Raw genomic sequence first — 14,651 nt, forward strand, 5'->3', positions numbered from 1 at the left:
ACTTTGATTTTGTTTGACTTTTTCTTGTGTAATTAAGTAAAATATTTATTTACTTATAATGATATTAGTGATATAATAACAACATAAGTAATTTTAAGGAGTGAATTAAGTGAAAGTTAATTTTGACAAAAAAGAAAAAAATAAAGTTTACTTCAATGTAGACGTGGATTGGAAGGATTTTGAGCCTAAGATAGACGAAGCTTATAAGAAGATTAGATCAAAATTTAGTATTCCTGGATTTAGAAAAGGTAAAGTACCTAAGATGATTATTGAACAAAACTATGGCGTTCAAGTATTTTATGATGAAGCTATAAACATCATGCTTCAAGAAATCTATCCAAAGGCTTTAGAAGAATTAGATTTAAAAGTTGTTGACCAACCAGATGTTGACGTTAAAGACTTTAAAGAAAATGAAAATATTAACTTTACATTTGAAGTAGAAGTAGTTCCTGAGTTTGAATTACCAAACTTTGAAGAAATAGAAGTTAAAGATATTAAAGAAGAATTCGATAAAGAAGTTGTTACTAACGAAATTGAAAGATTAAGAAACGAAAATGCTAGATACACTATCATTGAAGATAGAAAAACTAAAAAAGGTGATATAGTTAAGCTTGACTTTAAAGGTTATGTAGATAATGAAGCATTCCAAGGCGGAGAAGCAAAAGATTATGAACTAGAAATTGGTTCTAATTCATTTATACCAGGCTTTGAAGATCAATTAGTAGATAGAGCTATAGGCGAAGAATTTGATGTAAATGTTAAATTCCCTGAAGAATATCATGCAGAAGATCTAAAAGGAAAAGACGCTAAATTTATCTGCACTATAAATGAAATTAAAGTTAAAGAATTACCTGAACTTGATGATAACTTTGCATCAGATGTTTCAGAATTCGATACATTAAAAGAATTTAAAGCAGATTTAAGAAAGAAATTAAAAGCTCAATTCAATGAAATGATTGACGCTCAAAGAGAAAACAAAGTACTTGATAAAGTTATTGAAGAAACAAAATTTGATGTTCCAAATAGAATGATTGAAGACGAAGTAGAAAACGAATTAAGAAACTTCCAATATAGACTACAAGCTCAAGGCTTAAACTATGAAGATTACAAGAAGTATACTGGAAATACAGACGAAGAAATCAAGGAAACATTCAAAGAACCTGCGGAAAAAAGAGTTAAACTTGGTTTAATTCTTGAAAAATATGCTAAAGAAAATAAATTAAAAGCTACAAAGAGAGATTATGACAAAGAACTTGATAAATTAGCTGAAATGTATAAAGCAGAAGATAAAGAAGAATTTAAAAAATCAATGAGTGAAGGATCTCTAGAATTCTTAGACAGAGGCATACTTAACTCAAAAGCAATTGACGATATAAAGAAAAAAGTAAAATATATTTAATGGGGTGATAAAATGGCATTAATTCCTATGGTTGTAGAACAAAGTTCCAGAGGAGAAAGGTCATATGATATCTACTCAAGGCTTTTAAAAGAAAGAATTATTTTCTTGTCAGGTGAAATAAACAATGAGATGGCTGACTTAATTGTAGCTCAATTGTTATTTCTAGAAGCAGAAGATCCTGATAAAGATATACAAATCTATATAAATTCACCAGGAGGCTCAGTATCAGCTGGCTTTGCTATATATGATACAATGCAATATATAAAACCTGATGTTTCAACTATATGCGTTGGCTTAGCTGCATCCATGGGTGCCTTCCTATTAGCAGCAGGTACTAAAGGAAAGAGATATGCTTTACCAAACGCTGACATCATGATACATCAACCACTTGGTGGAACTCAAGGACAAGCTGAAGACATTCGTATTCAAGCAGAAAAGATTCTTGAAATTAGAAAGAGAATAAATAAGATACTGTCAGAAAAAACTGGACAAGATATTGAGATAATCAATAGAGATACTGACAGAGACTACTACTTAAATGCAGAAGAAGCAGTTAAGTACGGTCTAATAGATAAAGTTATGGAGAAACATTAATAAATGTCTAAATATGATGAAATAAGATGTTCCTTTTGTGGCAAAACTCAAAATGAAGTAAAAAGATTGATATCTGGGCCAAATGTATACATCTGTGATGAATGTATTAACGTTTGTATGGATATATTAGAAGAAGATCAATTACTAAACGAAGAAAATTATGGCTTCGAAGATATGGTTTTACCAACACCAATGGAGATAAAGAAGTCCTTAGATGATTATGTCATTGGACAAGATGACGCTAAGAAGACATTATCCGTTGCTGTATATAACCATTATAAGAGAATCACAAAGGATACAATTGATAAAGATGTAGAAATAAAGAAAAGTAATATACTTTTACTCGGTCCAACAGGAAGCGGTAAAACACTTCTTGCTGAGACTCTAGCAAGGATACTTAACGTTCCATTTGCAATATGTGATGCAACTACTCTTACTGAGGCAGGCTACGTTGGTGAAGATGTTGAAAACATCATTCTTAAGCTTATCCAAAATGCGAACTACGATGTAGATAGAGCTGAAAGAGGCATAATTTACGTTGATGAGATAGATAAGATTGCTAAGAAGAGTGAAAACGTTTCTATCACTAGAGATGTTAGCGGTGAAGGTGTTCAACAAGCTCTTTTAAAAATCTTAGAGGGAACTATAGCTAACGTGCCACCACAAGGCGGAAGAAAGCATCCACAAGAGGAGTTTATTCAAGTTGATACAAGCAATATACTTTTCATAGTTGGTGGAGCCTTCCAAGGTCTTGACGACATCATTGCAAAGAGAACTAATAAAAAGTCTTACGGCTTTGGATCAGAAATTTTCGATAAATCTAAACAAAAGTCAGAAGCTTTAAAGCATGTTGAGAGCGAAGATTTAATGAAGTTTGGCTTGATACCAGAACTAATCGGCAGACTTCCAGTTACAGTAACACTTAACGAGCTTAAGGAAGATGATTTAGTCAAGATACTAACAGAGCCAAAGAACGCACTTATTAAGCAATACCAAGAGCTTATTAGGATGGATGGCGCAGAGCTTGAGTTTACTGATGATGCAGTTAGAAGGATAGCTCAAAAAGCTATAGAAATGAAGACTGGAGCTAGAGGACTAAGAAGTATTATTGAAAAAGTAATGCTTGACATAATGTATGAACTTCCATCTAAGAAGTACGATGGAACATTAAAGATAGATAGTTCTGTTATTGATGGAAAGAAGAAGCTTACTTATCATAGTGACGATAAGGATAAAGAAGAAAAAATCGTTTCATAGATTAAGCAGATTGCTTATTTAGAAGCTCAATAAGGCCGGACAAATATGTTTCGGCCTTTTATTAAAGGAGAAAGATATGGATAATTATGAAGAAATAATCGATAATTTTTCATTTGATGATGACTATGGTGAAGATGGCATTAAAGTGCCTATCGTTTCAATTCAAGATTTGAATCTTGTTAGTAATAACTTTTACAGTATCAATCTAGATAATGAAGACTTGGTTACTTCTATAGCGAAGGCATCTAAGACTAATGGTATCTTTGCTGTTTTTCAATTAAAAACAAATAGAAAGTCTATATCAAGCGCAAAATCAGTTCACGAGATAGGTATACTTGCTGAGATTGAATCCATAGTTCCTAATAATAAGTACATGAAGATGAACTTTAGAACTCTATCTAAGGTTTATTTGACTAATGTTTTTAAGAACGATGGCATTGTTTATGGTGATCTTATAAAATTAAATGACGAGAACGACTATTCATTTGACAATCCTGAGAATATTACATACTCTGAGGTAGTTAAGAGTTCACTCGATAAGTTAAATGCACTTATTATGGAGAGTCAATCAAGTAAGGATAGGATAGCTCCAAGTACTGTTGACTACGATGTATTTTTGGATAGTATATTCTCAAGGCTTGATATTGATAAAAAAATTACTCAAGATTATAATAACGCGCTTGACAAGAAGGAAAGAACTAAGATAGTTATTGATACTATCAATAAATCCATAGTTACAATTGAGGTTTTACAAACACTTCAAGATAAAACAAAAGATGCCATGGACAAAAATCAAAGAGACTACATCCTTCATGAACAGTTAAAGATTATAAAAAATGAACTTAATGCAGATAAATCTGGAGCTAAAAATATTTTTGATGCATATAGAAGTGACATTAAAAAATTAAAGGCTCCAAAAGAAGTAGAGGAGAAGGCTTTTAAGGAGATAGAGAAGCTTGAGCAAACGCCAGTTACATCACCTGATTATCCTTCTACACTTCAATATATCGAGTTAATTAAGGACCTTCCTTGGAATACTAGAACTAAGGATACAAAGGATTTAAAGTTAGCTAAGGAGATACTTGATAGGGATCATTACGGCTTAAAAGATGTTAAGGATAGGATACTTGAATACCTTGCTATACTTAATAATAAGAAAGCTATAAAAGGCTCCATCATATGCTTTGTTGGACCTCCGGGGGTCGGTAAGACATCTATCGCTAACTCCATAGCCAATGCTACGAACAGAAATTTTGTTAGGATGTCACTAGGCGGTATCAAGGACGAAGCTGATATTAGAGGTCATATGAGGACTTATGTTGGATCTATGCCTGGAAGAATTATTTCCTTGATGAAGAAAGCTAAGTCAAAAAACCCAGTATTTTTATTTGACGAGATAGATAAGATAGGACAAGATTTTAGAGGAGACCCATCAAGTGCACTACTAGAAGTGCTTGACAGCTCTCAAAATAGTGACTTTACAGACAGATACTTAGAGCTTCCATATGATTTGTCAGAAGTTTTATTTATAACTACTGCAAACTCGCTAGATACAATACCAGAAGCGCTTTTAGATAGGCTTGAAATTATAAGGATAGAGGGCTACACTGACGAAGAAAAACTTAATATAGCAAAGAAGTATCTTGTACCAAAGTCTTTAGAAAATGCTGGTTTAAGTAAGGACGCAATAAAATTCGATGATGAGGCTCTTTATAGACTCATTGATAATTACACAAGAGAGTCGGGTGTAAGAGAGCTTGAAAGAAAGATACAATCAATAATTAGAAAGCTAGTTTATAAAAAATATATGGATGATGATCTAGAAAAAAAAGTTGATGTAAAAACTGTTGATAAATTATTAGAAGGACCTATTTTTGAATACAACTTAGTTGATAAAGAGGACAGCGTTGGTAAGGCTGTAGGCCTTGCATGGACAAGGGTAGGTGGCGATACCATAAACGTTGAAGCTCAATTGATGCCTGGTGATGGCAAACTTAATATAACTGGTAATCTTGGTAAAGTTATGCAAGAGTCTTGTCAATTAGCGATAAGCTACTTAAAGGCAAACTACGAGTACTTTAATATTGACAAGAAGAAGTTCAAAGATTACGACATACATGTTCACGTACCAGAAGGCGCTATACCAAAAGACGGTCCAAGTGCTGGTATAACCATAACAACGGCGATACTATCAGCTTTGACAGATCAAAAGATTAACAGATACTTTGCTATGACTGGAGAAATTACTTTATTAGGCAATGTTCTTGCCATAGGCGGTCTTAAAGAGAAGGCGCTTGCTGCTAAGAGAATGAAGATTAGGGATTTAATTCTTCCTATGGAAAATAAGAAAGATTTTGAAAAGCTTCCAAAAAATATTAAAGAAAGTCTTAATGTACACTACGTTAATAACTTTAAAGAGCTTAGCAAAATTATTTTCATAGATGGTGATAAAGATGCTTAAGATTAATGAACCCTTCTTAGAGAGGATGGCAGTTGATGAGAAGAGCTACCCAAAAGATGGACTTAAGGAGATAGTCTTAGTTGGTAGAAGTAATGTTGGTAAGAGCTCATTTATAAATGCACTTACTAACAGAAAGAAACTTGCTTATACATCGTCTTCACCTGGAAAGACTAGAACTATTAACTTTTATAATATGGATAATAAGTTTAGAATAGTTGACCTTCCTGGCTATGGATATGCAAAAATATCCATGAAGGAAAGAGAGAAGTGGAAGAAGATTATAGAAGAGTACCTTGTAAAGTCTCAAAACATTGCTCTTATCTGTCAAATAATTGATATTAGGCATGAGCCAACAAAGCTAGACTTAATGATGTATGATTACATTCGATCAACTGGAACGGATTATCTCATCATAGCTAATAAGCTAGATAAGTTAAAATCATCACAAATACTAAAACAAGTAAGCATAATAAATAAATCACTTCACGACTTAGATAAGGATTTACTAATACCATTTTCATCGCAAGACAAAAGAGGAGTTAAAGAAGTACTAAATAAGTTTGAAGAGATAATTTAATAAGAACAAGAAAGGCGCTTATATCAATATTGATAAGAGCGCCTTTAAATATATAGTAAAATGAAAAAGCCGAAGTGATTCGGCTTTTAATTTACTTAGTTACATTTTAGAAAACATGTCCTTACCAACACCACAAACTGGGCAAACCCAATCATCAGGGATGTCTTCAAAAGCTGTTCCTGGAGCTATACCTCCGTCTGGATCACCTATTTCAGGATCATAAACATAACCGCATGCATCGCATTCATATTTGTCCATAATGCAACCTCCTTCCTTTCGATTTATTTATACCCAAAACAGATAATTTGTAACAATTTGCGTAATAATTTTTTATCACGGGTATAAATAGATTAGTAGAGGAAGGATATAATGTATAAATTTTATGGAACAGTATCTTCAAATATTGAAAGTGTCGAGATATTTGTAGATAGAATAGTAGAAAATCTATATGAATATTTGCCTAATGAGATGATATTTAATATTAGGCTTGTTCTTAATGAGCTTATGCTTAATTCCGCATCACATGGCAACCAATATAGCAAGGATAAAAAAGTTAAGCTATACATATCTATATGCAATGAGTCAATAAAACTTAGAGTTGAAGATGAGGGGGTCGGCACTCTTAGCATATGCTCGAATAATGCTGTCTGTGACCTTGGTGGAAGGGGATTAAAGATAGTTGAAGCCTTGACAGATAGCGTTGCTAGATTGGAACATGGTATAAAATGCACTATTTTTTCAAGCTTTATTGATGATAGAGAGTAAAATACTTGTAATTATTATAAAAAAGTATTATAATAAAAGGTAGTGTTTAGGAGGAATAATATGTTAAGAGAAGATTTAAGAAATATAGCAATAATAGCGCACGTTGACCATGGTAAGACAACCTTAGTCGATCAAATGCTTAGACAATCAGGAACTTTCAGAGAAAACCAAGTTGTTCAAGACAGGGTTATGGACTCTGGAGACCTTGAAAAAGAACGTGGTATTACTATACTTTCAAAGAATACAGCCGTTATACACAACGGTAAAAAGATTAATATCATTGATACGCCCGGCCATGCTGACTTCGGTGGTGAAGTAGAGAGAGTTCTAAAGATGGTTAATGGTGTAGTTTTGGTCGTAGATGCCTTTGAAGGGCCTATGCCACAAACAAAATTCGTATTGAAGAAAGCTTTCGATTTAAACCTACCAGTTATTGTATGTATAAATAAGATTGATAGACCAGAAGTAAGACCAGTTCAAGTAGTTGACGAAGTTCTAGACTTATTCATAGAACTAGGTGCTGAAGATGAAGCACTAGAAGCTCCATTTATCTTTGCATCTGCTAAAAAAGGCTACGCATCAAATCAAGCAACTATCGAAAAAGATAATATGGACGACTTATTTGACGCCATCGTCGAGCATATACCAGCTCCTGAATCAAACGAAGACGAGCCGCTACAATTACTTATATCAACAATTGACTACAATGACTATGTTGGTAGAATTGGTATAGGCAAGATTGAAAGAGGTACTATAAAGAATGGCCAAGAAGCTGTCTTAGTTAATAAGCTTCATCCAGAAATGCAAAGAAAAGTTAAGATAGGTAAACTTTATGAATTCATTGGTCTTGACAAAGTTGAGACAAATGAACAAAAGGGCGGGGCGATAGTTGCCGTTACAGGTATTGAAGACATATCCATAGGTGATACTATAGCTGATTCTGAATGCCCAGAAGCACTAGACTTCGTTAAGATATCTGAACCAACCATATCTATGAACTTCATTGTTAATGACTCACCATTTGCAGGAAGAGAAGGTAAATTTGTAACATCTAGACAAATAAGAACAAGACTAGAAAAGGAATTACAATCAAATGTATCATTGAGAGTTGAAGAAACTGATTCAACTGACGCATTTAAGGTTTCAGGTAGAGGTGAGCTTCACTTATCAGTTTTAGTTGAAACAATGAGAAGGGAAGACTATGAACTTCAATTATCAAAACCACAAGTACTATTCAAAACTGATGAGAATGGCAAGAAGCTTGAACCTATGGAAAAGGTTACAGTAGACGTTTCTGAGCAATTTGTTGGAGCGGTTATAGATAAATTATCAAGAAGAAAAGCTGAATTACAAGAGATGAAAGAAAACTCAGCTGGATACTCAAGACTAGTGTTTAAGATGCCTGCAAGAGGCTTAATTGGATACAGAGGCGAGTTTATGACTGATACACACGGAGAAGGTATTATAAACTCGAGCTTCTTAGGTTATGAACCATATAAAGGCGATATACCTACAAGAACTACCGGCTCACTAATTGCCTTTGAAACAGGTGTTGCATCAAGCTATGGATTAAATATCGCTCAAGGCAGAGGTATATTATTCATAGGGCCACAAACTGAAGTTTATGAAGGCATGGTTGTTGGAGAAAATCCAAAGGGTCTTGATATAGAAGTTAACGTTACTAAGAAGAAACAAATGACTAATACAAGAGCAGCGGGCTCTGATGATGCTATCAGACTTAGCCCACCAAGAGTATTATCGCTTGAGGAAGCACTTGAATTTATTGAAGACGATGAGCTAATAGAAGTGACACCAAAATCTATTAGAATAAGAAAGAAAATATTGGATACAAACAAGAGATATAAATCAAAAAATACTAAGAAATAGGAGATAATGCGATGGATGTCTCATTACAAGTTTTAATTGGTTATTTATTAAACTTGCTATTAGGCCTATTTATAGTTTTTAAAGAAAGAAAGAATATAAAGTCAACATGGCTATGGTTAATGATACTACTTTATTTGCCATTTGTTGGCTTTATACTTTATATGTTCTTTGGACTTAATTACAGAAAGAGAAAAACTTTTGATGAAAAGATGATGCTAGATGAGCAAGAGAAAAGACTTATTGAGCATCAAAAAAAGTATATAGCTCTAAGTAATTCAGATAGCTTAAATGCAGATCAAAAAGATTTAATAAATTTATGCTTATCAACAAGCGATTCCGCTTTTACCGATTATAACGACATTAAATTTTACTTTGATGGAAAAGATAAGTTTAAGGACTTATTTGAGGACATCAAGAATGCAAAAGAATACATCTATGTAGAGTACTACATCTTTAAAACAGATGAACTAGGAAGGGAGCTTATAAGCCTTCTTAATCAAAAGTTAAAAGAAGGGGTAGAGGTAAGGATACTTGTCGACGCAGTTGGCTCTAGAAGCATCAGAAAAAGACACTTTATAGAGTTTAAAAGATTAGGTGGCGAAGTAGACTCGTTCTTCCCATTATTTTTCTCTAAATTTACTACAAGATTCAACTATAGAAATCATAGAAAGATAGTTGTTATTGATGGTAAAATTGCATATAGCGGCGGTTTTAATGTTGGTAATGAGTATATTAACAATGATAAAAAATTTGGATTTTGGAGAGATACTCATTTTAGATTAGAAGGGGACATAGTTGAAGAGTACCTAAGAAGATTTAACTTTGACTATAGATTTGCTACTAAGATTAAAACAAAAGGTGAATTTTATAAAGATCATGACATTAAGACTTTAAGCAGAATGCAGCTAGTAACATCAGGACCAGACTCTATGTATGAAAGTATAAAGAATGTCTATTTAAAAATGATTAGCACGGCTAAAACAAGGCTATGGATACAAAGTCCGTACTTTGTTCCTGATGAATCTATATTTGAAGCAGTTAGGATAGCTGCTTTATCAGGTGTTGATGTTAGAATTATGATACCAGATAAACCAGATCACTTCTTCGTATATTGGGCAACACAAAGCTATGTGGGACAGCTGCTTGAAGACGGGGTTAAGGTTTATGAGTATGGAAAAGGCTTTTTACACGCTAAACAAGTTGTTAAAGATGATGATATATGCACGGTAGGAACAGCTAACTTTGATATTAGAAGTTTCTCATTAAACTTTGAAGCGAATTTGATTTTTTATGATAAAGATACAAATGCATTATTAAGTGAACAATTTTTGAGGGATATGGAAGAGTCGAAAGAGCTTACTCTTGATAGATACAATCAAAGATCAAGAGTTGCCAAGATTAAAGAGTCAATAACTAGATTGTTTTCACCAATGCTATAATAAATATATACTGTATAAGGCTAAATACGATGTTTAGTCTTATTTTTTCGCATTGATATGGAAGTGCTATAAAAAATATCTATATTAATCATACTAAAAACTTGCTAATAAATCAAAAATGTGTTATAATAACTTTAAGCGTGATGCTTAAAACCAATAAAATTTAATAGGAGGTGTTTTAAGTTTGGATAAGTTTTTAACAGGCGAAGTACTGATTACAGCTTTAATTGCTATAGTTCTAGGTTTTATCATAGGATATATAATTAGAAAGATTCTAGGCGAAAAGAAGATTAAAAGTGCTGAAATTGAATCAAGTAGAATTATCGAAGACGCAAAGAACAAAGCAAGTCAAGAAGCTAAAGAGAAGATACTATCTGCCCAAGAAGAAATTCACAAACTAAGAAATGACCTCGACAAAGAAGCAAAAGAAAAAGAAATCGAACTGAAAAAATCGGAAAAAAGATTGATCAACAAAGAAGAAAATCTTGACAAGAGAACACAATCTTACGAAAAGAAGGAAGAACAACTTAAGAATAAGATGAACTCTTTAAGTAAGAAAGAAGAAGAAGTTGAACAATTAATTGAAGAAAGAAGAAAAGAAATTGAGCGCGTTTCCAAAATGAGTACCCAAGAAGCAAAAGACATCATCTTGGATGAAGTTAAAAAGGAAATGACTCATGAGTGTGCTACTTATATCAGACAAGCTACATATGAAGCTAAAGAAGAAGCACAAAAGAATGCTAGAGAAATCATAGCTGACGCTATTCAAAAGAATGCATCTGACTATGTAACTGAAGTTAGTGTTAATGTTGTTAACCTACCAAATGACGAGATGAAGGGAAGAATCATCGGTAGAGAAGGTAGAAATATAAGAACACTAGAAACTTTAACCGGAGTAGATCTAATCATAGACGATACACCGGAAGCAGTAGTATTATCAAGTTTTGACCCAATTAGAAGAGAGATTTGCAAAATTGCTTTAGAAAAACTTATAGCTGACGGAAGAATTCATCCAGCTAGGATTGAAGAGATGGTCAACAAAGCTAAGGTCGAGGTAGAGACAGTTATAAAAGAAGAAGGTGAAAGAGCCGTTATCGAAGCCGGCGTACGTAACTTACATCCTGAGCTAGTAAAACTATTAGGTAGACTTAAATTTAGAACAAGCTATGGTCAAAATGTCCTAGAGCACTCTATAGAGGTAGCTAAACTATCAGCAACTATAGCTGAAGAGCTAGGCGCAGACATAAGGCTTGCTAGAAGAGGAGGTTTACTACACGATATAGGTAAATCCATTGACCAACAAATGGAAGGAAGCCATATCGAGATAGGTGTAAATACTTGCAAGAGATATAAGGAGAATAAAGAAGTTCTAAACATCATCGCATCACACCATGGTGACGAAGAGCCAACAACAGTTGAGGCTGTTATCGTTCAAGCTGCAGACGCAATATCTGCTGCAAGACCAGGCGCTAGAAGAGAAACATTAGAATCGTACATCAAGAGGCTAGAAACACTAGAGGGTATAGCTAACTCATTTGAAGGTATAGAAAAGTCATTTGCTATACAAGCTGGTAGAGAAATCAGAATAATGGTTAAACCTGAAGTTATAGATGAAGATAAAATGCTTTTAATGAGTCGCGATATTGCTAAGCAAATTGAAGAAAATTTGGAATATCCAGGACAAATAAAAGTTACTGTCATTAGAGAAACAAGAAGTACTGATTATGCAAAATAGTATTTAAATAAAATGTGTAGATAAAAAGTCTACACATTTTTTATTTGTTTATGATATTAAATACACAAATTATAATGGAAGATTGTATAATTAACTTAGCCACCAAATAAAAAAATCATGTGTACATATGGTATAGTATTAGTAACAAACAAAAAAACAACTATACGGAGGTACACATGACTCATATAAATTATACCATAGAATTTACAGAACGCAAGAAAAATTCACATCTATCACTACATGAAATGTCATTAATACAGGCATGGAAAATAGATGGACATAGCAACAGAGAGATAGCAAGAAGGCTAAATAGAGCCCCGCAGACAATAAACAACGCAATAAAGAAAGGCACAGTAAAGCAAAAGAGAATAATAAAAAGTAATAACAAAACATATACTTACTACGATGAAAAATACTTTGCCTTAACTAATTATGAGGTATATATAAACAATAGATCTTCTTGCGGAAGAAGACCAAAATATATAGATATAGTCGAATTTCTTAAATGGGCAGACAATAAAATGTTAAAAGATAAATGGTCTCCAGATGTATGTGTTGGATACGCAAAAGCAAATAGACTCTTTCCATCATCAGAAATACCATCAACAAAAAGCCTCTACAACTGGATAAATAAGTCACTAATGAAAACAAAAAATATAGATCTACTAGAAAAAGTAAAGAGAAAAAACAAAAATAGCACAAGAAGAACAAGACAAAACAAGAAAAAGCTTGGCATATCCATAGAAGAAAGACCAGATAAAATACAAACAAGAGAAGAATTCGGCCACTGGGAAATAGATACAGTTATAGGTAAAAAGAAAAAGACAGATCCAGTACTACTTACATTAGTAGAAAGAAAAACAAGATATGAAAAGCTGATAAAAATACATGGAAAAACACCCGATGCAGTAGACATTGGACTTAAATTCTTAAAAGATAATGCGCAGTTAAACAAAGAAATATTTAAAAGTATAACATCAGATAATGGTTCAGAATTTTCAAGCTTATCAGAATTAGCAGAATATGTAGATATATATTTTTGTCATCCATATACATCATGGGAAAGAGGAACTAGTGAATGTCAACATAAATTAATACGAAGATTTATACAAAAAGGCACATCAATAGAAGAAGTATCAAAAGAAAAAATATACAGAATAAACGAGTGGATGAATAATTTGCCAAGAAAAATCTTTAATTACAAAACTGCAAAAGAAGAGTTCATAAAGGAAATAAAACAGCTTAAAAGTATCTAGTTTAATAAAAATAAATACTTTTAAGCTATACTATACATTTAGTCTATATGATGTCTGGGTGGCTAACTTATTGTTGCAATTTATACACAAATTATAATTAGAATTAGTATTATTATTAGTATAAAGATTGGAGCTAATTTAAATTAAATAAATATAAGTATTATTTAAAAAGCTTTGACATTTATATAAAAGGGTGGTATAATAGATTTAGATAAAATGTCGCTAAATATAAATTTAGTGACATAAACACATAATATCGAAAGGGGCTTCAAATATATGGCAATTACACAAAAAAACGATCCTAACTACATAAAAGACTTTTTAGGATATTTAAAATCAGTTAAGGGTTTGTCTCCTAATACTATTCAAAGTTATTATTATGACTTAAAATCCTTCCTTAACTTTGTCGCTATTCGTTTAGAAATTTTAGATGAAAACGATGAATATTATTATACAGCTGTTACTATTGATGACATTAAAAAGCTTCAAATTAATGACCTATATGCTTTCATATCCTACGCTGATGAAGATCTTGATAACACTAACTATGGTAAATATAGAAAAGCTGCTGTAGTTCATGCTCTATACGCTTACCTAATGAAGGTTAATCTAATCGATAATAACGTTGCTAATGAGTTAGAAATGCCTAAGATTGATCAGCGTCTACCAATATACTTAAGTCTTAATCAATGCGAAATGCTATTAAATACCATTATGAAGAATGAAAATAACGAAATGCGTAATCGTGACTATGCTATAATTATGCTGTTTTTAAACTGTGGTCTACGTATATCTGAGCTTACTAGCCTTAATTTAGACTCTATTAATGAGGATAGATACATCAATGTTGTTGGTAAAGGCAATAAAGAAAGACAAATATATTTAAATGATGCTACCTTTAGTGCAATAAAGGACTATATAGAAGTAAGACCGAAAGATGTTAAAGAAAGTGACAAACACGCCCTGTTCATCTCTCAAAAGAAGGTTCGTATGTCAAATCGCGCTGTTCAGTACATGTTTGATAAGTATCTACTTGAGGCTGGTCTTGACAAAAATAAGTTTACAGTCCATAAATTAAGACATACTGCCGCTACCCTTATGTATAAATATGGCTCAGTAGATATAAGGTCTTTGCAAGAGATACTTGGTCACACATCAGTTGCTACAACACAGATATATACCCATCTTGATAATAGCACTCTTAAAAAATCAATTGAAAATAATCCACTAGCTAATAGAAAAAAGTATTAGATTCGCTCTAATACTTTTATTTTGCTTATA

General features: G+C 32.6%; 12 protein-coding genes. 11 read left to right on the forward strand and 1 reads right to left on the reverse strand.

What is annotated here, in order from left to right:
* Positions 1-109: 109 nt before the first annotated feature.
* The 5 genes from tig to yihA all read left to right on the forward strand — a co-directional run bounded on the left by tig (position 110) and on the right by yihA (position 6,288).
* The gene (tig, locus tag BN3004_RS06210) at positions 110-1,399 is read left to right on the forward strand and encodes a trigger factor (protein WP_058260334.1); all 1,290 of its coding nucleotides are present in this window, start codon (positions 110-112) and stop codon (positions 1,397-1,399) included.
* Positions 1,400-1,411: 12 nt separating this feature from the next.
* A complete protein-coding gene (gene clpP, locus BN3004_RS06215) occupies positions 1,412-1,993 on the forward strand; it encodes an ATP-dependent Clp endopeptidase proteolytic subunit ClpP (RefSeq protein WP_058260335.1) in 582 nt (193 codons plus the stop codon).
* A gap of 3 nt (positions 1,994-1,996) precedes the next feature.
* A complete protein-coding gene (clpX, locus tag BN3004_RS06220; RefSeq protein ID WP_058260336.1) occupies positions 1,997-3,250 on the forward strand; it encodes an ATP-dependent Clp protease ATP-binding subunit ClpX in 1,254 nt (417 codons plus the stop codon).
* A 76-nt stretch (positions 3,251-3,326) separates the two neighbouring features.
* Complete coding sequence (gene lon / locus BN3004_RS06225) at positions 3,327-5,711, forward strand: endopeptidase La (RefSeq protein ID WP_058260337.1); 2,385 nt, start codon at positions 3,327-3,329, stop codon at positions 5,709-5,711.
* Positions 5,704-6,288 carry a ribosome biogenesis GTP-binding protein YihA/YsxC gene (yihA, locus tag BN3004_RS06230; protein WP_058260338.1) on the forward strand — a complete coding sequence of 195 codons (585 nt, stop codon included), beginning with the start codon at positions 5,704-5,706 and terminating at the stop codon, positions 6,286-6,288. The genes lon and yihA overlap by 8 nt, the downstream gene beginning before the upstream one ends.
* A 99-nt stretch (positions 6,289-6,387) precedes the next feature.
* On the opposite strand, the gene rd is transcribed toward yihA, so the two are convergent.
* The gene (rd, locus tag BN3004_RS08280; protein WP_082244110.1) at positions 6,388-6,546 is read right to left on the reverse strand and encodes a rubredoxin; all 159 of its coding nucleotides are present in this window, start codon (positions 6,544-6,546) and stop codon (positions 6,388-6,390) included.
* A gap of 111 nt (positions 6,547-6,657) precedes the next feature.
* Between rd and BN3004_RS06235 the strand changes: the two genes are divergently transcribed.
* The 6 genes from BN3004_RS06235 (at position 6,658) to BN3004_RS06260 (ending at position 14,621) form a co-directional block, all read left to right on the forward strand.
* Positions 6,658-7,053, forward strand: coding sequence for an ATP-binding protein (locus BN3004_RS06235; protein WP_058260339.1), 396 nt, complete (start codon positions 6,658-6,660; stop codon positions 7,051-7,053).
* Between the two features lie 60 nt (positions 7,054-7,113).
* A complete protein-coding gene (gene typA / locus BN3004_RS06240) occupies positions 7,114-8,940 on the forward strand; it encodes a translational GTPase TypA (RefSeq protein WP_058260340.1) in 1,827 nt (608 codons plus the stop codon).
* An 11-nt stretch (positions 8,941-8,951) separates the two neighbouring features.
* A complete protein-coding gene (gene cls / locus BN3004_RS06245; RefSeq protein WP_058260341.1) occupies positions 8,952-10,379 on the forward strand; it encodes a cardiolipin synthase in 1,428 nt (475 codons plus the stop codon).
* 184 nt (positions 10,380-10,563) lie between these two features.
* A complete protein-coding gene (rny, locus tag BN3004_RS06250) occupies positions 10,564-12,114 on the forward strand; it encodes a ribonuclease Y (RefSeq protein WP_058260342.1) in 1,551 nt (516 codons plus the stop codon).
* A 176-nt stretch (positions 12,115-12,290) separates the two neighbouring features.
* The gene (locus tag BN3004_RS06255; protein ID WP_058259272.1) at positions 12,291-13,370 is read left to right on the forward strand and encodes an IS30 family transposase; all 1,080 of its coding nucleotides are present in this window, start codon (positions 12,291-12,293) and stop codon (positions 13,368-13,370) included.
* Between the two features lie 276 nt (positions 13,371-13,646).
* Positions 13,647-14,621, forward strand: coding sequence for a tyrosine recombinase XerC (locus tag BN3004_RS06260; protein WP_058260343.1), 975 nt, complete (start codon positions 13,647-13,649; stop codon positions 14,619-14,621).
* Positions 14,622-14,651: the final 30 nt, after the last annotated feature.

This window comes from Fenollaria timonensis (assembly GCF_001457835.1).
In the GTDB taxonomy this organism is placed as follows: domain Bacteria; phylum Bacillota; class Clostridia; order Tissierellales; family Peptoniphilaceae; genus Fenollaria; species Fenollaria timonensis.

What these genes read in the sequence shown, in the direction of transcription:
- clpP (WP_058260335.1), top strand. Translation starts at nt 1,412, where the DNA reads ATGGCATTAATTCCTATGGTTGTAGAACAAAGTTCCAGAGGAGAAAGG.
- clpX (WP_058260336.1), top strand. Translation starts at nt 1,997, where the DNA reads ATGTCTAAATATGATGAAATAAGATGTTCCTTTTGTGGCAAAACTCAA.
- lon (WP_058260337.1), top strand. Translation starts at nt 3,327, where the DNA reads ATGGATAATTATGAAGAAATAATCGATAATTTTTCATTTGATGATGAC.
- yihA (WP_058260338.1), top strand. Translation starts at nt 5,704, where the DNA reads ATGCTTAAGATTAATGAACCCTTCTTAGAGAGGATGGCAGTTGATGAG.
- rd (WP_082244110.1), bottom strand. Translation starts at nt 6,546, where the DNA reads ATGGACAAATATGAATGCGATGCATGCGGTTATGTTTATGATCCTGAA.
- BN3004_RS06235 (WP_058260339.1), top strand. Translation starts at nt 6,658, where the DNA reads ATGTATAAATTTTATGGAACAGTATCTTCAAATATTGAAAGTGTCGAG.
- typA (WP_058260340.1), top strand. Translation starts at nt 7,114, where the DNA reads ATGTTAAGAGAAGATTTAAGAAATATAGCAATAATAGCGCACGTTGAC.
- cls (WP_058260341.1), top strand. Translation starts at nt 8,952, where the DNA reads ATGGATGTCTCATTACAAGTTTTAATTGGTTATTTATTAAACTTGCTA.
- BN3004_RS06255 (WP_058259272.1), top strand. Translation starts at nt 12,291, where the DNA reads ATGACTCATATAAATTATACCATAGAATTTACAGAACGCAAGAAAAAT.
- BN3004_RS06260 (WP_058260343.1), top strand. Translation starts at nt 13,647, where the DNA reads ATGGCAATTACACAAAAAAACGATCCTAACTACATAAAAGACTTTTTA.